13 protein-coding genes are annotated in these 23,309 nt (G+C 67.5%); 5 read left to right on the top strand and 8 right to left on the bottom strand.

Annotated features, from left to right (window positions below):
- The first annotated feature begins 92 nt into the window (after positions 1–92).
- Together FOB72_RS27195 and FOB72_RS27190 are read left to right on the top strand one after the other, a co-directional pair.
- Positions 93–2,939 (top strand): M16 family metallopeptidase, encoded by a 2,847-nt coding sequence (locus FOB72_RS27195; RefSeq protein ID WP_223851592.1) that lies wholly within the window; start codon positions 93–95, stop codon positions 2,937–2,939.
- Positions 2,940–3,128: 189 nt separating this feature from the next.
- Complete coding sequence (locus tag FOB72_RS27190; protein ID WP_150376058.1) at positions 3,129–3,533, top strand: PHA-granule associated protein 4; 405 nt, start codon at positions 3,129–3,131, stop codon at positions 3,531–3,533.
- Here FOB72_RS27190 and FOB72_RS27185 read toward each other — a convergent pair.
- The 3 genes from FOB72_RS27185 to FOB72_RS27175 form a co-directional block, all read right to left on the bottom strand.
- The gene (locus FOB72_RS27185; RefSeq protein WP_150376056.1) at positions 3,485–4,060 is read right to left on the bottom strand and encodes a hypothetical protein; all 576 of its coding nucleotides are present in this window, start codon (positions 4,058–4,060) and stop codon (positions 3,485–3,487) included. The genes FOB72_RS27190 and FOB72_RS27185 overlap by 49 nt on opposite strands.
- A gap of 28 nt (positions 4,061–4,088) precedes the next feature.
- A complete protein-coding gene (locus tag FOB72_RS27180) occupies positions 4,089–5,246 on the bottom strand; it encodes an acyl-CoA dehydrogenase family protein (protein WP_109584836.1) in 1,158 nt (385 codons plus the stop codon).
- A 136-nt stretch (positions 5,247–5,382) separates the two neighbouring features.
- Positions 5,383–5,736, bottom strand: a complete 354-nt coding sequence (locus FOB72_RS27175; protein ID WP_150376054.1) for a hypothetical protein — start codon at positions 5,734–5,736, stop codon at positions 5,383–5,385.
- Positions 5,737–6,040: 304 nt separating this feature from the next.
- On the opposite strand from FOB72_RS27175, the gene FOB72_RS27170 reads away from it, so the two are divergent.
- Entirely contained in the window at positions 6,041–7,369 is a 1,329-nt protein-coding gene (locus FOB72_RS27170) for an MFS family transporter (protein ID WP_150376052.1), read from the top strand.
- Positions 7,370–7,455: 86 nt separating this feature from the next.
- A complete protein-coding gene (locus tag FOB72_RS27165; protein ID WP_150376050.1) occupies positions 7,456–8,373 on the top strand; it encodes a LysR family transcriptional regulator in 918 nt (305 codons plus the stop codon).
- Here the strand turns inward: FOB72_RS27165 and eutC are convergent.
- The gene (gene eutC / locus FOB72_RS27160) at positions 8,359–9,129 is read right to left on the bottom strand and encodes an ethanolamine ammonia-lyase subunit EutC (RefSeq protein WP_150376048.1); all 771 of its coding nucleotides are present in this window, start codon (positions 9,127–9,129) and stop codon (positions 8,359–8,361) included. The two genes, FOB72_RS27165 and eutC, sit on opposite strands and share 15 nt — an antisense overlap.
- 8 nt (positions 9,130–9,137) lie before the next feature.
- The gene (locus FOB72_RS27155; RefSeq protein WP_150376046.1) at positions 9,138–10,520 is read right to left on the bottom strand and encodes an ethanolamine ammonia-lyase subunit EutB; all 1,383 of its coding nucleotides are present in this window, start codon (positions 10,518–10,520) and stop codon (positions 9,138–9,140) included.
- A gap of 163 nt (positions 10,521–10,683) precedes the next feature.
- On the opposite strand from FOB72_RS27155, the gene FOB72_RS27150 reads away from it, so the two are divergent.
- Positions 10,684–11,730, top strand: coding sequence for an AI-2E family transporter (locus FOB72_RS27150; protein WP_150376044.1), 1,047 nt, complete (start codon positions 10,684–10,686; stop codon positions 11,728–11,730).
- A 4-nt stretch (positions 11,731–11,734) separates the two neighbouring features.
- Here the strand turns inward: FOB72_RS27150 and FOB72_RS27145 are convergent, their stop codons facing one another.
- The 3 genes from FOB72_RS27145 to FOB72_RS27135 form a co-directional block, all read right to left on the bottom strand.
- On the bottom strand, positions 11,735–20,935 hold the full coding sequence (locus FOB72_RS27145) for an autotransporter outer membrane beta-barrel domain-containing protein (protein WP_150376042.1): 9,201 nt from the start codon (positions 20,933–20,935) through the stop codon (positions 11,735–11,737).
- A gap of 213 nt (positions 20,936–21,148) precedes the next feature.
- Positions 21,149–22,285 carry a CaiB/BaiF CoA transferase family protein gene (locus FOB72_RS27140; protein ID WP_150376040.1) on the bottom strand — a complete coding sequence of 379 codons (1,137 nt, stop codon included), beginning with the start codon at positions 22,283–22,285 and terminating at the stop codon, positions 21,149–21,151.
- 16 nt (positions 22,286–22,301) lie between these two features.
- Positions 22,302–23,294, bottom strand: coding sequence for a Bug family tripartite tricarboxylate transporter substrate binding protein (locus FOB72_RS27135; RefSeq protein ID WP_150376038.1), 993 nt, complete (start codon positions 23,292–23,294; stop codon positions 22,302–22,304).
- Between the last annotated feature and the right edge of the window lie 15 nt (positions 23,295–23,309).

The following is a 23,309-nucleotide window of genomic DNA, read 5'->3' as shown; positions in this document are numbered from 1 at the left end:
CGAAATGTACGGCCCCGCGCCTTGTTGTCGCCCCCGCCAGCCCCGCCGGCGGCTAGAATCGGGCTCACATCGTGCCCGCTGCGGGAGACTTCATGCTGCCTCGTTTCACCCTGATGCTGGCCGCCGCGCTGACGGCCGCCTCCACGCTTGCGTTCGCGCAGCCGCGGATCGCCGCGACCGTGGCGCCCGTGAGCGCCGCGCCGGTCGTCGCGGCCACGCGCGTCACGGAGGTGGAAGGCATCACCGAGTACCGGCTCGCCAATGGCCTGCGCATTCTGCTGGCGCCCGACGCCGCGCAGCCCACGACCACCGTCAACGTGACCTACCTCGTCGGCAGCCGGCACGAGAACTACGGCGAGACCGGCATGGCTCACCTGCTCGAGCATCTGCTCTTCAAGGGCACGCCATCCCTGCCGGGCCGCACGATCCCGACCGAGTTCGCGCGGCGGGGCATGACCTCCAACGGCACGACCGCGCAGGACCGCACCAACTACTTCGAGACGTTCGCCTACAGCGAGGACAACCTCGACTGGGCGCTGCGCATGGAAGCGGACCGGATGGTCAACAGCGTGATCGCGCGCGCGGACCTCGACAGCGAGATGACGGTCGTGCGCAACGAGATGGAGATCGGCGAGAACAATCCGATGCGCATGCTGATGCAGCAGATGAGCGCGGCAGCCTATCGCTGGCACAACTATGGCAAGGCGCCGATCGGCGCGCGCAGCGACGTGGAGCATGTGGGCATCGAGAACCTGCGCGCGTTCTATCGCCGCTACTACCAGCCGGACAACGCGGTACTCGTGGTGACGGGACAGTTCGACCCGGCGCGTACGCTCGCGCGGATCGAGCAGGCATTCGGCACGATTCCGCGACCGGCGCGCGTGCTGCCGCCCGAGCACACGGTGGAGCCGCCGCAGGAAGGCGCGCGCGAGCTCACGCTGACGCGCCCCGGCGACAGCAGCATTGTCGCGGTGCAATATCACGTCGCGCCGGGCGCGCACCCCGACAGCACGGCGCTGGGGCTGCTTTCGGTGGTCCTCGCGGACACTCCGGGCGGAAGGCTCGAGCAATCGCTGGTGCAGACGCGCAAGGCGGCGTGGCAGAGCTCGTCGCTGGAGGCGCGGTACGACCCCGGCGTGATGATGTTCGCCGCCGGCACGAGCAAGGATCGCCCGATCGAGCCGCTGCGCGCGGCGCTGCTCGCCGAGGTGGAAGGCGTGGCGGCAAGGCCGGTCACGGCCGAGGAGCTCGAGCGTGCCCGCGTACGCATGCGCAATGCCTACGAACATATCCTCAACGACCCGGCGCGCTACGGCGTGGCGCTGTCCGAAGCGATCGCCAAGGGCGACTGGCGGCTGTTCTTCATCGCCCGCGATCGCGTGGAAACGGCCACGCTGGAGGACGTCCAGCGCGTCGCGGAAAACTATCTGCGGCCGTCCAATCGCACGGTGGGCCAGTTCCTGCCCGGCGACAAGCCGCAACTGGCCGCGATGCCCGCCACGCCCGACGTGGCCGCGATGACGCGCGACTATCGGGGCAAACCCGCCGCGGCGGCCGTGGCCACGTTCGATCCGAGCCCCGCGAATATCGATGCGCATACGACGCGGCAGACGCTGCCCAACGGCCTGCAACTGGCGTTGCTGCCGAAGCCGACGCGCGGTGAAGGCGTCAACGGCACGCTGGTGCTGCGCTTCGGCAATGCGGAAGCGCTGCAGGGCAAGCGCGCGGTGGGCACGCTGACCGCGGGCATGCTGCGGCGCGGTGCCGGCGCGTTCGACCGGCAGCAGATCGCGGACCGGCTCGAGGCGCTCAAGGCCAATGTGTCGGTCTCCGGCGGCGCGGAAAGCGTGACCGTCTCGTTCGAGACGCGCCGCCAGTACCTGCCCGACCTGCTGGCGTTGCTGCGCACCGTGCTGCGCATGCCGACCTTCCCGGCCAGCGAGTTCGAGACGCTGCGCGCAAGTTCGATTGCCGGCATCGAGAGCCAGCGCAGCCAGCCGAACGCGCTGGCGCCCAATGCGATCGGCCGCCACGGCAATCCCTACCCTGCCAGCGATCCGCGCTATACGCCGACGTTCGACGAAAGCCTCGCGGAACTGCGCGCGGTGACACCCGCCGATGCGCGGGACTTCCATGCCCGCTTCTACGGGGCGGACCATGCGCAACTGGCGCTCGTGGGCGACTTCGATCCCGACGAAGCCGTGCGGCAGGCGGTCTTTCTGTTTGGGGACTGGCACGCGTCGGTGCCGTTCGCGCGCGTGGACCGTCCATTCATCGCGATTCCGGGCGCGAGCTTCACGCTGGAGACGCCCGGCAAGGCCAACGCGGTGTACATGGCTACGCAACCGCTCGACCTGCTGACGGACTCGCCCGACTATCCGTTGCTGATGATCGCGAGCCGCGTGTTTGGCGGCACCGGCATGCGCAGTCGCATGGCCGACAGGCTACGGCAGCAGGACGGCATCAGCTATGGCGCGTCGAGCTACCTGCAGGTGGGGTCGCTCGATCGCGCGGGCCGCTTCGGCATGTACGCGGTCTACGCGCCGCAGAACCTCGAACGCCTGCGCCGCGCACTCGACGACGAACTCGCGCGCTTCGTGCGCGACGGCATTACCGCCAGCGAACTCGCGGAAGCGCAGAGCGGCCTGCTGCAACAGGCTACCGTCGGTCGATCGCGCGACGGTTCGCTCGCCGGCATGCTCGCGACGCAGCTGTACCTCGGTCGCACGATGGCCTTCACCGCCGAGCTCGACGAGCGCGTGCGGGCGGCCACGCCGGAGGCCGTGAACGATGCCATCCGGCGCTATCTGTCGCCGGGCACGATCACACGTGCCTACGCGGGCGATTTCTCGACGCCGGCACCGGCTGCGCCAGCGCCGGGCGGTGTCCAGGCGGCGTCGGCGGTGCCGGAGCCGGCTCGGCCCGAGACGAGACCCTGACATCAGGGGTCATCAGGCAGACGTGCGTTTTTGAAAGCGCCGTCTGCTGTGACACATAACCGTGACCTGTTCCCGCGTTAGTCTGGCCTTGAAAAGTGGGATTCTGGCTGCACCTCCTCATTGGTGGTGCTTGTAGGTCCACGTCGATCACTGTATATTTGTACAGTGTCGTTGAATCAAGAGGGGTGGATGTCAATCATGCGGGCTGGCAGCAAGGCAGAGGCGTTGCGATTCCTGGCCTCGGGGAATGTGTCCGGAGATATCGCAAAGAAGGTCGGCGCGGCAGTGCGGGCGGTCGAACTCGATTACGAGACGGGCTGGCAGGATGCTGTCGAACTGGGCCGGCTGGGCGAGAAACGCGGCATCAAGGTGCAGTACCGCGGGCAGGAAAGCATCGCGGTGCGATCGCGCGAGGCGCTGCTCGAAGGTCTGGCCACGCCGAAGACCACGTTCCGGCAGCGGAATTTATATTGCCAGTTCGATCTCGGCACACTGGCCGATCACGAACTGGTGGAACTCGAAGCCAAGGCGACGCGCCTGGGCGACTACATCCTCGCGGGCCACTTGCTCCGGGACGTCGACGACGTCTGGTAAGCCGCGGGTGAGGTTATCGAGGTCAGCGACGCCAGCGACGCCATCGTTGGTGACATCGCGCCGTCGATGACGGTGTGACACAAGACCGCCGTCACGAGCGTCTTGCAATCGCCCCGCTCGCCACGGGCCAGCTGCTCGAGCCGGTCCTGCCCTTCTAGCACGATCAGCGCATCGCCTGCGTCAGGGCGCAAATCGAGCGTATAGAGGTGATCGGACTCGCATTGCATGCGCCCGCCCGCCACCGCCACCACAATCGCGCTGGGCAGCGCGAGACCGCACGCCATCACCGAATCTCGCAGGCGCAATAGCTGCGGATCCCGCTGCGGATCCAGGCGCGAATGCAGACACGAATCCGGTTGCCCCGGTTCTGCCTTCCCACACAGACGCATCAGTTCCGCGGGCGATACGGCCAGCGTGAATGCCTGCAATGCCGAACGGTATGTCGCCACCACCGCGCGCAGACGGCAGACGCCGTCCTCCACGCGCTGCGGGACACACGGCGCGCTGATTTGCCGGGCCTCGTTCATGGTTGTCTCCTCCACGCGCCTTCGGCGATCAGTCGCGCAGCAGTTGTTTGGCGATGATCAATTGCTGGATCTGCGTCGTGCCTTCATACAGGCGCAGCAGACGCACGTCGCGATAGAAGCGTTCCGCCTTGTACTCGGCGATATAGCCGGCGCCGCCATGGATCTGCACCGCGCGGTCGGCCACGCGGCCCACCATCTCCGTGCAGAACATCTTCGTGCAGGAGGCCAGCATGCTGACTTCCGGATCGGCCTTGCCCGGCGCCTTGGCGTCGTAGCGCTGCGCGCAGTCGCGCACCATCGACATGCCCGCGTAAAGCTCCGCCTGGCTGTCCGCCAGCATCGCCTGGATCAGCTGGAAATCGCCGATGGGCTTGCCGAACTGCTTGCGTTCGCGCGCATAGGCCACCGCGTCGGTAATCAGGCGATGGGCCATGCCGCACGCGAGCGCCGAAATATGCAGACGGCCCCGATCGAGCACCTTCATCGCGGTCTTGAAGCCGACACCGGGCACGCCACCGATGATGTTGGCGGCCGGCACGCGCACGTTCTCGAGCACCACGTCGCAGGTCTTCGTGCCGCGCTGGCCCATCTTGCGGTCCGGCTTGCCGAGCGTGATGCCCGGGGTATCGGCGGGAACGATAAACGACGAGATGCCCGACGCGCCGGCGTCGCCGGTACGCGCCATCAGCGTGAACGCTCCCGCGCGCGGCGCATTGGTGATGAAACGCTTGGTGCCGTTGATGACGTAGTGATCGCCCTCGAGCACCGCGCGCGTCTGCACCGACGCGGCATCCGAACCGGCCTCCGGTTCGGTCAGCGCGAACGAGATGATCAGGTCGCCGCTGGCAATGCGCGGCAGGTAGGCCTGCTTCTGTTCCTCGGTGCCGTCCATCAGGATGCCCTGCGAGCCGATGCCGACGTTGGTGCCGAACACCGAGCGGAACGCGAACGCCGTATGGCCGAGGTCATAGACCACTTCGCATTCCTGCGACATCGACAGGCCGATGCCACCGTATTCCTCGGGGATGGAGATACCGAACAGCCCCATCTCCTTCATATCGGCCACGATATCGGCCGGCACGTCGTCGAGTTCCTCGAGCGTGTCCTCGGCGGGCTTCAGGCGTTCTTCGATAAAGCGCTGCACCGAGGCGCGCAGCAGCGAGAAGGATTCGGCATCGAGGGCCATGGGGTGTCTCCTTTGGATCAGGCCGTTCATCCTACGCCCAACCGCCGATTTGACAATCCCCTCCCGCTTGGACAGATATGAAAGTTTTATTTGACAGTCTTATTGGATTGTCGCAATGCGGCATGGGCCCAGGGCATCAGCCGCCCTTGCCCGTGTTCTGCCAGTCGTCGCATTTCTTGCGCGCGAGCGACTCCCGCGTGTAACCACGCCCGACGCGCAACTGGTGCTCGACCGCTTCGGCCTGGTCCATGCACGCGAACACGAGATCGTCGCGTGTCCGCTGCGAAACGCCCTTGAGGTCGGGCGCCTCGTAGGCAAGCCGCCGCGCGCGGCAACGGAGGAACAGCAGGGTCTCTTCCGACGCGATGCGCAACTGCGCCGCGTCCACACGCTCGCAGTGCGCGATATCGGGTTCGGCGAACGACGTGCCCGGCATGCAGAGCAACAAGCCGTACGACAAGCCGAACAGGAATCGGGAGGCGGCGCGCATGGTGGCGATATCGGACAGTGACGGATTCGGTCTGCATCATTGCAAAGCCATGTGAACAGTGCAAGTCCTGCATCGGCGCGAACGGCAGCGCGGTTCCCGGAACACTCTATCCATGTTTCCGAACAATCGGCGGCCAGTCCCGGCACCGCCGCGCACCGTCCTCAGGTACGCAGAAATATCCGACCGGGCATACTGGGCAAGGGCAGGCGCCACGTGTAGCCTGTGCGGGCGCGAGCGCCGCGCCCGCGCACCCTCGGCAGCACAATCAACGGCACTCGACTGCCGCCATGACCAGAACATACACATGACCGACCTCTCCTCTTCCACAAACTCCGCACCGCCCGATATCGGCGCGCCACCCACGCCCGAGGAAACACGCAAGCGCGTATTCGCCATCGTTGCCGCGTCGTCAGGCAACCTCGTGGAGTGGTTCGATTTCTATATCTACGCGTTCTGTGCGATCTATTTCGCGCCGTCGTTCTTTCCGAAAGCGGACCCCACCGCGCAGCTGCTGAATACGGCCGGCGTGTTCGCGGCCGGCTTCCTGATGCGTCCGATCGGCGGCTGGCTGTTCGGCCGCATCGCCGACCGCAGCGGTCGCAAGAACTCGATGCTGATCTCGGTGATCATGATGTGTTGCGGCTCGCTGCTGATCGCGGCGCTGCCGACGTACGCGACGATCGGCAACCTCGCGCCGGCGCTGCTGCTGCTCGCGCGGCTGGTCCAGGGCCTGTCCGTGGGCGGGGAGTACGGCACCACGGCGACCTATATGAGCGAAGTGGCGCTGAAGGGCCGCCGGGGCTTCTTCTCGTCGTTCCAGTACGTCACGCTGATCGGCGGCCAGCTCCTCGCCGTGCTCGTGGTCGTGATCCTGCAGCAACTGCTCGACGAAGCCGAGCTCAAGGCATGGGGCTGGCGTATTCCGTTCGTCATCGGCGCGATCACGGCCGTCGTGGCGCTGTTGCTGCGCCGCACGCTGCACGAAACGTCCACCGCGGCCACGCGCAGCTCGAAGGAAGCGGGCACCATCGCGGGCCTGTTCCGGCATCACAAGGCCGCGTTCTTCACGGTGCTCGGCTACACGGCCGGTGGTTCGCTGATCTTCTACACGTTCACGACCTACATGCAGAAGTACCTCGTCAACTCGGCCGGCATGTCGATCAAGACCGCCAGCTACGTGATGACGGGCTGCCTGTTCGTTTATATGTGCATGCAGCCGGTTTTCGGCGCGCTGTCGGACCGCATCGGTCGCCGCAGCAACATGCTGCTGTTCGGCGCGCTGGGCACGCTGTTCACGGTGCCGATCCTGACCGCGCTGGGGTCGGTGTCGAGCCCCGAGATCGCCTTCGTGCTGATCTGCGCGGCCCTGGCGATCGTCAGCTTCTACACGTCGGTGAGCGGCATCGTGAAGGCCGAGATGTTCCCGCCCGAAGTGCGCGCGCTCGGCGTCGGCCTCGCCTATGCGGTGGCCAACGCGATCTTTGGCGGCTCCGCCGAGTACGTCGCGCTCGGCCTCAAGTCGATGGGGCACGAGAGCGCGTTCTACTGGTACGTCACGGTGATGATGGCGATTGCCTTCCTCGTCGCGCTGCGCCTGCCGCGGCAGGCAAAGTACCTGCATCACGAGCATTGATCCCGGCCTCGCGCCGAGATCCGTGCCTTGCGCATACACTAAGGGGCCTTCGGGCCCCTTTTTGCGTTTACACACCTGCCGTCGCCATGGATCTCAACGCCCTGCGTCTGTTCGTCGATATCGTCGATGCCGGCAACCTCAGTGCCGCCGCGCGCAAGCTCCGGATGACGCGCGCCAATGTCAGCTATCACCTGAAGGCGCTCGAATCCGAGCTCGGCGTGCAGTTGTTGCGCCGGACCACGCGGCACGTGGAGCCCACGCCTGTCGGCGCCGGTCTCTATGAGCACGGCCGCAATATCCTCGGCGAAGTCGCCGCGGCCAACGCGCTCATCAGCAGCATGGGCAAGAGCCTGCACGGGCATGTGCGGCTGTCGGTGCCGACAGGGCTCGGCCATGCCCTGTTGTCGCCGCTGCTCGTACAGTTCAAGCAGCGCTACCCCGACATCACGCTCGATGTCGTCTTCGACAACCGCATCCATAACCTCGTGGCCGAGGACGTGGAGGTGGCGCTGCGCATCATCTCGAACCCGCCGGACGCGGTGGTCGCCACCGAGATCGGCGCGGTGGATTGGGTCGTGTGCGCGGCGCCGTCCTACCTGCGGGACCGCCCCGCGCCCGCGGAACTGGCCGACCTGGCCACGCATGCCATCTGCTGCGCGGCACCGATCGGCCAGAAACTGAAGGCATCGGGCATTCGCGAGGGCGCGGCGACGCGCGAGCAGGTAGTGCTGACGCCGACGCTGAGTTCGGAGAACTTCGCGTTTCTCAAGGATGCCGTGGTCGGTGGCCTCGGCATCGGCATTTTCCCGATGTACGCGATCGGCGACGAGATCTGCAAAGGCCAGCTCGTACCGCTGCTGCCCGATTACCGCATCAGCGTGTTCGGCAGCAAGCTGTATCTGCTTACGATGCCGAACCGCTACCAGACGATGGCGACGCGCTACCTGCTGACGTTTCTGAAGACCGAGTTGCAGGCAATCTGGCCGCGCCTACGCAAGGACTGAGCCGCCATCGCCGCTGTCGTCCTTGAGGTCCACACCGGACCGGCCGAGCGCGAGCGCCCCGCGCAGCAGGAACACGAGCCGGTCCGCCGCCTGCGCGTACGGCAGCCCTTCGGGGCGCACGTTGGAGATGCAGTTTCGTTCCGCGTCCGTGCGGCCCGGCCGTGGATCGTAGGTCAGGTAGATGCCGAGGCTGTCCGGCGAACTGAGTCCCGGGCGCTCGCCGATCAGCATCACCACCTGCCGCGCGCCGAGACGCGCGCCGATATCGTCGCCGAGTGCCACGCGCGACTGCTGCGCGACGACCACCGGGCCGATCGCCAGACCGCGCAGGCGCGCGCACGTCGCCTCGAGCAGCGGCAGCGCGTGGCGCTGCGCGGCCAGCGCCGACAGACCGTCGGCGACGACAAACACCACGTCCGGCTTGCCCGCGTTGCCCCGCGCATCGAGCCGCGCGGCGCTCTCGTCATCGAGCACGCGTCCGAGGTCGGGGCGGCGCAGGTAGTGCGCGCGATCGGTCGCCGCGCTGTGCACGCGCACGCAGTCGTGGCCCGCCGCACGCATGCCAGCATCGAGCGCGTCGACATCGAGCGGCGTATGCACGGCGTCGCGTGCCTGCGCATGAGCGAGGCCGAAGGCCAGAATCGTCTCCGTGGTCTGCGCGTGGCCCGCGCGTCCCAGCGCGATGCGCGCGCGCGTGAAGGCGCGCAGCCGCGTCCACGGATCCGTCTGCACGATGGGAGAAGGCTTGTCGTTCATCGGCGTGCTCACAGTCCCTGGGCCATGGCCAGCAGCGGCTGCCGCGCCGTGGGCGCGAGCAGCCGTCCCCCCGTATCGACGATACCGCTCCGCTGCAGCCATGCCTCGAACTCCGGCGCCGGGCGCAGGCCCATCACCTCGCGCAGATAGAGCGCATCGTGGAATGCCGTGCTCTGGTAGTTCAGCATGATGTCGTCGGCGCCCGGCACGCCCATGATGAAATTGATACCCGCCACGCCGAACAGCGTCAGCAGATTGTCCATGTCGTCCTGATCGGCTTCCGCGTGATTCGTGTAGCAGACGTCGCAGCCCATCGGCACGCCGATGAGCTTGCCGCAGAAATGGTCCTCGAGCCCGGCGCGGACGATCTGCTTGCCATCGTAGAGATATTCGGGACCGATAAAACCCACGACCGTATTGACGAGCAGCGGCGAGAACGCGCGCGCCACGCCATGCGCGCGGGCCTCCATGGTCTGCTGATCGACGCCATGATGCGCGTTGGCCGACAGCGCGCTGCCCTGCCCCGTTTCGAAATACATCACGTTATCGCCCACGGTGCCACGCCCGAGAGAGAGCGCGGCCGCGCGCGCCTCGGCCAGCAACGCGAGGTCGATGCCGAACGCGGCGTTGGCCTGCTCGCTGCCCGCGACCGACTGAAACACCAGATCGACGGGCGCCCCGGCCTCGATCGCGCGCAGCGTGTTGGTAACGTGCGTCAGCACGCACGACTGCGTGGGCACGTCATGGCGTACCCGCACCTCGTCGATCAGCCGCAGCAGCGCGACGATGGCGCCCAGGTTGTCGCTTGCCGGATTCACACCGATGGTCGCGTCACCGCAGCCATAGAGCAGCCCATCGATGATCGAGGCGGCGATACCGCGCGGATCGTCGGTCGGATGATTGGGTTGCAGGCGTATGGACAACCGCCCCGGCAGGCCGATCGTATTGCGGAAGCGCGTCACCACGCGGCATTTGCGCGCGACGGCGATCAGGTCCTGATTGCGCATGAGCTTGCTGACCGCCGCGGCCATCTCCGGCGTGATGCCGGGCGCGACGCGCGCCAGCACGGCCTCGTCGGTCTCGTGCAACAGCAGCCAGTTACGGAAATCGCCGACCGTAAGACTGGCAATCTCGGCGAACGCCGCGGCGTCGTGGCCATCGACGATCAGCCGCGTGACTTCGTCCCGTTCGTAGGGAATCAATGCCTCGGAAAGAAAACGCGCGAGCGGAACCTCGGCCAGCGCCATGCGCGCGGCCATGCGTTCTTCCTCGCTGCCGGCCGCCACGCGCGCGAGCGCGTCGCCGGAGCGGGCGGGACTGGCCTTTGCCAGCAGCGTGCGAAGATCCGCGAAGTTATGCCGCCGCGCGCCGACCGTATGCGTGAATGCCATGAACGCGATCTCCTTGAAGGGCCGCCTGCCGATCAATCCTCACTATAGGCGACGATGATGGCAAATTGACGCAAGTTTCGCGCCCGGGCGTGGGCCGCTTGCCAACCCACCGCATGTTGCAGACAATCGTGCGCCAGAGACACCTTCACCCCCCACACACTCCATGCACGCGCCGGAACCTGACCACCTGCCATCCTCCCCGCAGCCGGGCACGCCCCGCTGGTTCAATGTCACGGCGGTGTCGTTCGTGCTGACCGCGGCGGCGTTGTTGCTCGTCATGCAGGCAAACCTCGTGGCGGCGCTGTTGTCCGGACTGCTGCTCTATTCGCTCGTCGATGTGCTGGCGCCACGCCTCGTGCGCGTGCATTCGCGCCACGACGCGCTGGCGGTGGCCATCCTGTCCGTCACGACACTGCTGGTGCTGACGGTGGGCATCTGGGCGCTGGTGCGATTCGTCAGCGGCGATGGCAATACGCTCGAACGGCTGCTCGATCATGTGGCCGACATCATCGACCGGTCACGCAACCAGATGCCGGGCTGGCTCAGCGATTCGCTGCCCAACGGCGTGGAGGAGCTGGCCACGGCACTGATCGCCGCGCTGCGTACCCATGCGCAGATGGCGCAGAAGCTCGGCACGGAGATCGTCCGCGCGCTGCTGCATATCCTGCTCGGCTTCGTCATCGGCGCGATGGTGGCACTGTATCGCGCGACGTCCCGGCCTAATCGCCGCCCGCTCGCGGCGGCGCTCGTCACGCGCGCGCGCACGCTGCAGACCGCGTTCGCCCAGTTCATCTTCGCGCAGATCCAGATCTCGTCGATCAACACGATGCTGACCGCCGTCTACCTGCTGGTGGTGCTGCCGCTGTTCGGCCAGCACCTGCCGCTGTCCAAGACACTGGTCGCGGTCACGTTCGTCGCGGGGCTGCTGCCGGTGCTCGGCAACCTGATCTCGAACACGGCGATCGTGGTCTCGTCGCTATCGGTATCGCTGCCGATCGCCGTGGTCTCGCTGCTCTATCTGGTGGTCATCCACAAGCTCGAGTACTTCCTGAACGCGCGTATCATCGGCGCGCGCATTCAGGCGGCGGCGTGGGAATTGCTGACCGTGATGCTGATCATGGAAACGCTGTACGGCATTCCGGGCGTGATCGCCGGGCCGATCTTCTATGCGTACGTGAAGCGCGAACTGGTCGCGGCCGGGATGGTGTAGGGACTCACCACAGGTATTTCACGCCGATTTGTCCCTGCAGGCTCGAATACGAATGCGAGCCGATCTGAAACCCGATATCGCCCCAGCCGTGCCATTGCCGGCTGAAACGGACCCGCGCACCGAACTTCGTCTCGAAGCGATCTTTCGGTGTACCGTCCGCCACCGTCACGCCCGCCATGACCACCGAGCCCTGATGCTGGGCGTGCCACCAGTTCAGGGTCATGTACGGCTGGGCCGTCTGCCCGCCAGCGAGATCGCCCTGTCCGAACACCGTGGCGCCCAGCCGGGCGAGCCAGCCGCCGACATCGCGCGTCTGCACGCGTGTGCCATTGGCTTCGACGATGTCGCCCTGGCTGTAGCTGCTGTAGAGCAGTTGCAGCTGAGGCTGCAGATAGACCCGGCTCCGCTGCCGCTCGCCCAGCAGGATCGTGTAGCCGCCCTCCAGCGAGCCCGTCCAGTTGTGGCTCGCGTACCGCACGGTCGGCAGCATGCTTCCGCGCGTCTCGTTGTCGTACCAGCCGTACTGCAGCCAGCTGTCGAGGTAGGGCCCGGTACGCCTGTCGTCGTTGCGGAACCATGTCCCATAGACACCAACGCCGTACGCGTCGACCGCCCCGTTGGCCGTCGCCGCAAGACCCTGCACCGATGAAGAACTGGTGATCCGGCCCGCGGCGCCCATCACCCCTGCGTGGAAACGCGACGGCTGGCCGGTCCCCTGCCAGCGGATGAGATCTCCGCCGAATTGCGCAAAGCCGCCCCGTGTCGATTGATCGATCCTGCCGCCGGCGGCGGTGGCGTCCGTGGACGTGCCAGCAAGGCGGACCCAGCCGCTGGCCGCGCGCGCGCGCTCGTCCCGGCTGTCCTCGGCAAAGTTCGGTTCCCCAAGCCGGTCATGCAGCGTGTGGACGAACAGCGCGTTGGCGGCGCTCTGGTTGGCGAGGTAGGAACCGGCTTCGGGGCGGATCTGCGGCGTCGGCGCGGGCGCGGGCGTGGTGTCGATGGACGTCAGGTACCAGTTGCCATTGTTGCCGGCGGGCGTGCCCTGTGTGAGCCGATACTCGTAGGGCCCGGCCACCACCCGCCCCTGCAGCGCGAACAGGCCGGCCGACGTCCCTTGCACGCGCACGACTTCGATACCGTTGACGGTCTGCGCACCGGTGCCGCCGCTGTTGTTGACGACCACGCGTGTGCTGCCCGATGTGCTGCCTTCCACCACCATCCTGTCGGTCGGCGATTGATCCCCGCCAAGCGTCGTGCTCAGCGTCAGCAGGCCGTTGTTGCCCACGTAGTCGCCCCGAACGGTCAGCGTACTGGCGGGCACGGGACTGGCCATGCGGATCTCTCCGGCATTGGTCAGCGAACCGCCGACGATGAACTGCCCGGCCGGACCATTCGCAAAGCCCGGCGCGGCGTCGGCGACGGCGAGCAGGCCCTGGTTGACGACATTGCCCATCACGCCGCCGTAGCCGCCGAGCGTGGCCGCCGCCGCCACCGTGACCGGCTGCGTGCTGGCCAGCTGTGCATTGCCGACCAGCGTGAGCGCGCCCGCGTTGACCAGCGTCGGGCCCGTGTACGTCTGCGACTGCGAAAGGATGAGGTCTCCCACGCCCTCTTTCACGAGACTGCCATTGCCGCTGACCACTCCGTCATAGGCGTAGGTATTGCCGCGATTGACGACGAGGCTCCCCTGATTCGCGATATTGCCCGTGACGCTGCCCGTTGCGCCGCCATTGCCCAGTTGCAGAACGCCCTGCTCGATCGTCGTGCCGCCGGCATAGCGGTTATCGCCCGAGAGGATCAGCGTCGCGCCGCCCGTCTTGAGCAGGCTGCCGGCGCCCGCGATAACGCCCGAGAATTCGCTGTCCGAAGTATTGGCCGCCGACAGCACCGCCGCACCGAGGGCAACCGTTCCTGCGCCCGAGAGGTTGTTGACGCGCTGATCGAAACCGTTGAGGTCGAACGTCGCGCCGGTGGCCACCTGCATGCGTTCGCTGGCGGCAATCGCGTTGACGACCCCCGCGCGCAGTGTGCCGCCGTCGATCAGCGTCGCGCCGGTATAAGTGTTCGCCTTCGACAGCTGCAGCGTGCCTTCGCCGGCCTTGGTCAAGGTGCGGCCATCCCATGCGGTGGCGGAATCTGGAGGCCGATCGGCCAGCACCGCGTCCATGTCGAACGCGCTGCCGGCCCCGACAAGCGTGAAGGTACCGTGCGCTTGTTGCGGGGTCGTCGACGCGCCCGCGTACCAGCTCAGCGCCAGGCCGACGTCATAGTCCTGCGGCCCATAGGCACTCGTCGCTGTCAGGTAGTCCACGGAACTCGACGCACCGCCGAGGTCGATACGGGCGAACGTGCCTGTCAGGCCGCCCGACTGCGTGGTGTGGAGCACGTTGTAGCGGGTGAACGCCAGATCCGACGCGGTGGCGGTTGCCGGCGCGCTGTAGCCCGCGAGGCGATAGACAGCACCCGTGCCAAGCGCGATCGTGGCGGCGGTGATCGCCGGCTGCCCAGGGCCCGCCACATCGGCGAGCCTGCCGTCGATCGCCGCGTTGCCGCCGATGTTCAGCGTGGCGGCGGACGTCAGCGCGGTCGTGGCGCCAGATGCCGTGACATGATTGCCCGTGACGTTGAAGGCGCCGGTCTGGCCGAACCTGAGCGTACCTTCGCCGACGGTCACGTTGCCCTGGGTGCCGCCCGCCGTCAGCATTGCGACGCCGGCGCCCGTCTTGTTCAGCGTCCCGCTCCCCGCCATCGCGTTGGCCAGCGTCTCGTCCGAAGCGAATGCAAGCTGCAACGTGCCCGCATTCCCGATCGGTCCGCTTCCGAGTGCCGCGGCATGCGGGACGACGAGCGTGCCGGCCGCGATGGTGGTACCCGCGGCATAGGTATTGGCACCGCTCAGCGTGAGGGTGCCCGGTCCGCTCTTGACGAGGCCGCCCGCGCCGGCGATCGTCCCGCTGAACGTCGTATCGGAGGCCTGCGCGGCGTCGAGGGTCGCGCTGCCCAGCACGATACTTCCCGCGCCGGAGAGGTTGGCCGCGCGCTGATCGAAGCCGCCGAGGTCCAGCACCGCCCCCGACGCCACACCGACATTCGCGCTCGATGCGAATGCGTTGACCACGGAGGTCCTGAGCGTGCCGGCTTCGATGCGCGTATCGCCGGTGTACGCCTGGGTTGCGGAGAGAACCAGCGTGCCGGCGCCTGCCTTGGTCAGCGCCTTGCCATCCCACCCGCTCGCGAACGTTCCGGTCTGATCGGCGAGGGCGACATCGACGTCGAAAGTATCCGCGACGCCGGCCAGCGTGAAACGGCCATTGCCACGCGCGGCGCCCGACGTCCACGTCAGGCCGAAGCCGACGTCGTAGTCGGTGCCGCCGACCACCTTGCCGCCGATCACGAGGTAATCGAGCTGGCTGGCGCGATCGAGCGTCACGCCACTGAAATCGCCCGTGATGCCGCCCGTGGTGTGCAGGATCCTGAAGTCGGTGCTCGTGAGCGCGCTCGCCGTGTTCGGCGCACCGGCCGTAAAGCCCGTGACGTTGAGGTTCCCGTCGAGCGTCGCCGTGGTCGCGGCGATCACCGGTTGCACGCTGCCCACCGTGATGTCCAGCGTCGCCCCCGCTGCCTGCTCGAGATTGCCCGCGACCGCCAGCGACGCCTCGCCCCCCATCGCGGTCCGTGCGCCGCTTGCGGTGGTATAGCTGGCGACGCCGAATGCACCAGCCTGCGCAAGGCGGAGCGTGCCCGCCTCCGCCACCACATCGCCCTGTGTGGAACCGGCTGCCGTCAGCGTGGCCACGCCCGCGCCCGCCTTGTGCAGCGATCCGGTGCCCGACAACTCGTTGGCGAGCGTGCCGTCGGCGGCAAAGTCGAGCCGCAGGACGGCCCGATTCGCAATGCCTGCCGTGCCGGCCGCATTGCCATGCGGCAGCGTGAGGGAGCCCGACTGGATGGAGGTACCGCCGGCGTAGTTGTTGTTTCCCGACAGCGTGAGATTGCCCGTGCCCGCCTGCGTCACCGTGCCGCTGCCCGAGATCGTGGCCGCATGCGCGTAGTCATCGTCGCGCGCGAAGGCGAGCGTGCCGTTGTCGTCGATGTTGCCGGCATAGCTGCCGCCCGCGCCGATGCGCATTTCGCCCCCGGCGGCGATCGTCGTGCCGCCCGTGAAGCTGCTGGTGCCGGTCAATGTCAGCGTGCCGCCGTTGACATGCAGGCCGCCTGCCGTACCGTCGATCGCGCCACTGAAAGCACCGCCGCCGGCGATGGCAAGGGAACCCGCGCTCATATGCAGGTTGCCCGCGCCCGAAAGCGCGCCGATGGACTGCGTCCTGCCGCCGAGATCCGCGGCGGCACCGCTGGCAATGTCGAGCGAGGCCGTCTGTCCGAGCGCCGCGTCGCTGCCCAGCCGCAGTGTGCCCGTGGCCACCTGGGTCGCCCCGCTATAGTCATTGGCGGCGTTCGCGAGCGTGATGGTACCGGCGGCTTCGATGCGCAGGGCGCCGCTCCCCGTGAGCTTCGCGTGCAGTTCGTCGCCGCCGGGCGGGCTTGTGGTGTCTCCCGACAAGGTGAGCGTCTGCCCCGATTGCAGGCTGAGCTGGCTCAGCGTGAACGCGGCATACAGGCCATCGTTGGCACCGCCGGTCGTCAGCGCGTAGCGATAGGTCCCCGCGGCGACGATATTGCCGCCCTGCACGATATTCGCGGTGCTCGTCGTCAATGGCACGCCACCGGCATCCGCGAGCCCGATCGACGTGGCGGCGCCCGTTACGCTGCCGGCACGAATCAGTGGCCGGCTCACGCCTTCATCCTGCGCGAGCAGCGTGCCGGTGGTGGCGGTGGATGCGGGATCGATGCGCACCGTGCCGCCGCTCAGCGCAAGCGCGCCGGTGGACACGATGTCCGCGGCGGAAGCACCGTAGGCAAGCGTGCCGCCATTGAGCGCAAGATTGCCCACCGCCTGCACACCGGTACCGACGGTCGTGACGTTGCCCGTATCGAGCCGCAATGTCGCCGCGGCCAGCGTCGCGGCATTGGTGCCGGACAGGCCGAAAGTGCCCGTGCCCAGCGCCACCGTGCCGGCAAACGCGCTCCCCACGCTGCTGTCGAACGCGAATGCGTCGGCGGCCGCGCCAAGCGACACGTGCAGTGTGCCTGCGCCCGTCAATGCCTTGCCGAAGATGTAGCTGCCGCCGGCGGGAGTATCGATGAACAACGTGGCGCCAGCCGCGATCGAGGCCGCGCCGCCACCGAGCGTGCCCGAGCCCGTCAGGCGCAGCGTGCCGGCGTTGACGGCCGTGGCGCCCGCATAAGTATTGGCGGCCGTCAGGGAGAGCGTACCGAGGTCGGTCTTGTCGAGCCCGCCCGTGCCCTGAATCACGGCATCGATGGTCGCAGCCATGGCGGCGCCCGCCTGTGTGCCATCGCCGACCCGCACGATGGTATCGGCGGTATCGGTCGTCAGCGGCTGCCCGGCAAGCCGGTATCCATCGACCGCGAACTGCGCGCCACCGAACGAGACCGCGCCCGCGCCGTTGTCCACCGTGACCACGCCGGGCGTACCCTGGAAGATCGCGAAGCCGCCCATCTGCCACGGCGCGTTGATAACACCCGCGCTGTTGGTCCACGTATCGTTGCCCGCGCGCCATGACCCCGCTCCGCCATTGACCACGCCATTGTTGAACTGCGTCGGCGCGACGCCGTCCCAGAACGTCAGCGGACCCGCGCCAACCGCGTTCACGACATTGATCTGATTCGGGATCGAGGTCTGCAGCAGCAGATCGACGTTGGCGGTGGAACCGGCGGGAACCGTGCCGAGCGTCATGCCGTTGTTCGTGAATGCGCCGCTGTACTGCACGACGCGATAGACGCCGGGGCCGAATGTGCCTGCCGACGTGATGTTCATCTTTCCGCCGAGCGTCAGGTCTCCGGTGACGTTGAACAGTCCGGCGGTACTGGGCGCGGCGAGCGTGACGTCCATCTGCGCGTCCGCGCCGAGCAACAGCCCGCGCATCGTAAGCATCTGGCCCTGCGTGCCGAGCAGATGGCCGCCATCGGCAATGGAGACATCGCCGCCCGTCACGCCCGTGCCGCCGAGCGTGGCACCCGATGCCACGCTCACCGCGCCGGTCGCCGCGCCCTGATTGCCGTCGATGAGCAGCGTGCCCGCATCGACGCGGGTCGCGCCCGTGTAACGGTTAGCGCCGGTCAGCGTCAGGACGCCGGGGCCCGTCTGCGTCAGCCCCCCCGTACCGCTGATGGCGCCGCCATGCGTGTAGGCGTTGCCACGCTGGAACGCCAGCGTGCCGTTGTTGACGATGTCGCCGGCGATGCTGCCGGTGGAACCGCCGGTGCCGAGCTGAAGCGCACCGCTATCGATGGTCGTGACGCCCGTGTGCGTGTGGTCGCCGGTCAGCACGAGCGTGCCCGCGCCGGCGTGGGTCAGCGCACCGCTGCCGGTCAGCGTGCCGGCATATGTCAGTGCGTCGCCGCGATTGAACACGACGAGGCCGTCATCGGCAATGTTGCCCGCGTAGCTGCCGGTGGTGGCACCGGCGCCAATCTGCAGCGTTGCACCGGACGCCACGGCCGTGGCGCCGGTATAGGTGTTGGCACCGCCGAGGGCGAGCGTGCCGCCGTCGATCCGCAGATTGCCTGTGCTGCCGCCAATCGCGCCGTCGAAGGCGCCACCGCCCGCGATGTCGAGCGTGCCGCCATTGACCAGCAGATTCCCGCCCCCCGTCAGCGCGCCGATGCGCTGCGCATGGCCATTGACGTCCGTGGTGGCGCCGCTTGCAATGGTCAGTGACGCGGTTTGCCCCAGCGCGGTATCGCTGCCCAGCCGCAGCGTGCCGGTGCCGACAGTGGTCGCGCCGGTATAGTCGTTCGCGCCGTTGGTCAGCGTGATGGCCGTGGTGGCATCGATCCGCAATGCACCGCTGCCCGTCATGCGCGCGCGCATCTCGTCCGCGCCGGCGGACGCGGTGGTATCGCCAGAGAGCGCGAGCGTCTGCGACGCCTGCAGATCGATCTGCGTCAGCTGATTGGTCGCATACAGGCCATCGCCGGCACCCGTCGACAACGCCGCGGTGTAGCTACCGACCGCCACCGTATTGCCGCCCTGCACGATGGCGGCCGTGCTGTTGCCGCCGAGCGGATTGCCGTTCAGATCGGCGAGCGACAGCGCGGTGACCGCGCCGCTTACGGCGGAGGCACGCACCAGCGGCGCGCTGATGCCGTCGTCCTGCGTCAGCAGCGTGCCGCCGCCAAGGGTGACCGGATCGATGCGAACCTGACCACCAGCAAGCACGAGCGGGCCTGTGGAGATCAGCCCGGTCGGCGCGTTGCCGTAGGCAAGCGTGCCGCCATTGAGGATCAGTCCGCCGATGGCCTGCGTCCCGGTGCCGACGTTCGTGGTGTTGCCCGCATCGAGCTGCAGCGTGGCGCCGGTCAGGCTCGACGTGTTGGTACCGGAAAGCGCGAACGTGCCGGTGCCGAGATCGAGCGTGCCGCCGAACGCCGTGCCCGTGCCGCTGCCGCTGCCGAATGCGAAGGTATTGGATGCGGCCGACAACGCAGCGCGCAGCGTGCCGCCGCCAGACAGCACGTTGCCGAATGTGTAGTTGCCCGATGCCGGAGTATCGACGAACATCGTTCCGCCGATGACGATCGATACGGCACCCGGCCCGATCGTGCCGATGCCGGTAATGCGCAGTGTGCCGGCCGTGACCGACGTCGTGCCGCCGTATGTATTGACGGCTGTCAGTGTCGTGGTGCCGATACCGCCCTGCGTCAGCGTTCCGGTGCCGCTGATCGTCCCGCCATGAATCACATCGGCGCGATGGTTGAATAACAGCGCACCATTGTCCGTGATGGGGCCCGTCACGAACCCGCCCGTTCCCGTGAACCCGTCACCTAGCTGAAGCGCGCCGCCCGAAATCGTCACCGCGTTCGGGAAGGGCACCTGGCCTGTGAGGACCGTGGCACCGCCACTGTTGACGAGCGTCCGCGAACCGAACGTGGCGCCGGTGTCGAAGACAAGCGAGTTGGTGAAAGGCCCTCCCATCGTGATGCCCGCCCCCGTGCCCGTCATCGCGCCGGCGATACGTAGCGTGACCGGACCGGTGGCGGTCGCCGGATTCGTGACGCTGCCACCGAGCAGCGACGCGCCGCTGTCGAGCGTCAGCCCACCCTCGAGCAGTTGCCAGTTCTGCGTCTGATTGCTCGCGTTGCCGGTCAGCGTCCACGTACTGCCTTCGATCTTCTGCAGCGTGCCGAACGACCGGTACTGCGCGCTCGCACCCAGCTGGCCAAGCGCGAACGTGCCGCTGCCGCTCTGCCCGCCCAGCGCGAAGGTGTTGGAACCGCCCCCGCCGGTGACCCAGCCGGTAATGACCGACGTCGGCTCCAGAATCAGCGTGTCGGCCGCGCCGCCCATCTGCACCGCCGATTGCGCCGCGCCGCCACCGGTCGCCAGCGTACCGGCGTTGCGGAGCGTAGTCACGCCGCCGGAGACGACGGCCCCGAGCGATGTGCTGAGGCTTTCGATGGTGGCACCCGCCTCGTTGGTGATGGCGAGCGTGGTGATCGCCGGCTGATAGATCGACCAGTTCGATTGCGACCGGATGACGCCGCCGCTCTGGTTGACGATCGTCGTCGTGCCGGAGCCGTCGGCCCAGACCGCCGGGCCGCCGTTACCGGAGATCGTCCCGCTATTGGTCAGATCGAGGCTGGTGTTGTTGTTGGTCGAGGCAATCGTGGGCCGGTTGCCCGCCGTGTTGTTCTGCATCAGCCCCGTATTGCGAATGATGCTGAGGCCCGGCGCGCCGCTGCGCCCCACGAGGTCCGCATCCAGCGAGTTGACCATGGATCCGTTGTTGATCAGGGTCCAGGTCGAGATGCCGGCGCCCCTGACGCCCACCATCTTCTCGTAACCGCGGCCGCCCGGCGCATCGCTGCCGACGAACGACGCACCGGCATCGATCGTCAGCGTCTGGTTGTTCGCCGTGAAGTTCATCCAGCCCGAATAGGTCGCGGGACTCTGGACGAGAACCGCGCTACCCGCCGTGCCGATCGTGCAGCCGGCGGTAACGGAAGCGGCGATGGTGCCGCCGCTCGTCGAGCATTGACCGTACGCATGCATCGAGCCGATGCCCGCGAAAATCGCAGGAATGGCCTGAAGCGGGAAGTTGACCTTGCAGCGGCTCGGCATGCGGACTCCCTTTGTGCATGTCGGCCAATATAGTCACAAATCGCCCAATGAAATGAGGCCTTCCCGGAACCAGATATCGCGTGAAAACAAGCCGCGAGATCACTGAGATCGCCGAGAGACAATGCGATCTCAGTGAATGAAAAGAGGTAGCGGGTACCCGTGCTCCGACCACGCAGAAACGGGTACGCTTAGTCCCAACCTTCTCCTGTTTCGTCAGGACTCGCGCGGCAGGAACGTGTCGCCTTCGGTCAGCGGCGCATGCCGGTATGTGGCCGGCGTGCGGCTCAGTTTGACCGGCGCGCCGAGACCCTTGTAGCCGCCGGGCATCTCGACGACCATCTCGCGGTGCGCCGTGTGCGGATGCTGGAGGGCGTCCGGCACCGACAGGACCGGGGCGCAGGGCACGCCCGCCGCGGCCAGTTCGTCGGCGAAGGTCTTGCCGTCGACGTCCTTCATGCGCGCTTCGAGTTCGACCTTGAGCGTCGCGCGATTGACCGAGCGCGCGCCAGCCGTGGCGTAGCGCTCGTCGTCGGCCAGTGCCGCCATGCCGAGCCGCTCGCACAGGATGCGGAACTGACGGTCGTTGCCGACGGCGAGGAAGATCGGGTCTGTGGCCGTGGCCACGGTGTCGTACGGATAGATATTCGGGTGCGCGTTGCCGGTACGCTGCGGCGTCTTGCCGCTCATGAACCAGTTGGCCGCATGCGGATGAAGCAGCGAGATGCCCGAGTCGTAGAGCGCCGCTTCCACGAACTGCCCGCGGCCGCTGCGCGCGCGCTCCTGCAGGGCCAGCAGCACCCCCAGCGCGGCATTGAGGCCGGTGACCATATCGACGACGGGCAAACCCGCGCGCAACGGCCCGCCTTCCGCCTCGCCATTGATGCTCATGATGCCGGCCATCGCCTGGATGGCCGCATCGTAGCCGGGCAGGCCGCCGAGCGGACCGTCCGCGCCAAAGCCCGACACGCGACAGTGGATCAGCCGCGGAAAGCGCTGCGACAACGCGTCGTAACCGAGGCCCCACTTCTCGAGCGTGCCGGTCTTGAAGTTCTCCACCAGCACGTCGGCATCGGCCAGCAGTGCGAGCAGGACTTCCCGATCGGCTTCCGTCGTCAGATCGAGCCGCATCACGCGCTTGTTGCGATTGAGCCCGAAGTAGTAGGACGCCACGCCATCGCGGAACGGCGGGCCCCACGTGCGGGTGTCGTCGCCCTGCGGCGGCTCGATCTTGAGCACGTCGGCGCCATGATCGCCGAGGATCTGTCCGCAGAACGGGCCGCCGAGGATGCGCGAGAGGTCGACGACGCGAATGCCAGCCAGTGCGCCCGTCGTTGTCCCGGTTGTCGTCATGTTGTCTCCTGTATTGTCAGTCCAGCTGCGCGCCGGACTTCTGCACCACAGTGCGCCATTTTCCGACCTCGGCCTTGACGAAGGTGCCCAGTTGCTCGGGCGTCGTCGACGGTGCGAACTCGAGGCCCTGGCCCTGCAGCGTCTTGCGGACCTCGGGCTGCTGGAGTGCCTCGGCAAAAGCCGTGTTGAGCTTGCGGACGACCTCCGGCGGCGTGCCGGCCGGCGCGACCACTCCGAAGAATACAGAAACATCGAAGCCGCCGAGCCCTAGCGCCCCGCCCTGTTCGGCCACGGTGGGCACGTCGGGCAGTGCCTGCGACCGGGCGCGCGTGGTCACGCCGAGCGCGCGCAGCTTGCCGCTCTTGATGAACGGCAGCGCGGTGAGCACATCGGTGAATGTCATGCTGACCTGGCCGCCCAGCAGGTCGTTGAGCGCCGGGCCCGTGCCCTTGTACGGCACGTGCTGGAAGTCCGTGCCCGCGAGGTTGTTGAACAGCACGCCGGCCAGATGCGACGACGCGCCGTTGCCCGACGACGCATAGGTCAGCTTGCCCGGGTGCGCCTTCGCGTAGGCGACGAGCTCCTGCACATTCTTCGCCGGCACGTTCGGATTGACCACGAGCACGTTGGGCAGCAGGCCGATCTGGATCACGGGGGCGAAGCTCTTGACCGGGTCGTAGTTGATCTTGCGGTACAGGCTCACGTTGATCGCGAGCGGCGCGGACGTGCCGAACATCAGCGTGTAGCCGTCGGGCTCCGCGCGCGCCACGGCCTCGGCGCCGATATTGCCGCCCGCGCCGGCGCGATTCTCGACCACCACGGTCTGGCCGAGGCTGTTCTTGAGCGCGGCCGCGAGCGTGCGGGCCATTGCATCGGTGGGCCCACCCGGCGGGTAGGTGACCACGAGCATGATCGGCTTGGTCGGGTAGTCCTTTTGCGCGTGCGCGGGGGCGACGGCGAAGCAGAGCGTGCAGGCGGCTACGGCCGCCACGCGTTTCCAGAATGGCATGAGGTTGTCTCCGGT

Origin of the sequence: Cupriavidus pauculus, assembly GCF_008693385.1 — a bacterium.
In the GTDB taxonomy this organism is placed as follows: Bacteria; Pseudomonadota; Gammaproteobacteria; order Burkholderiales; family Burkholderiaceae; genus Cupriavidus; species Cupriavidus pauculus_D.
This window is presented reverse-complemented; position numbering and strand designations above follow the sequence as displayed.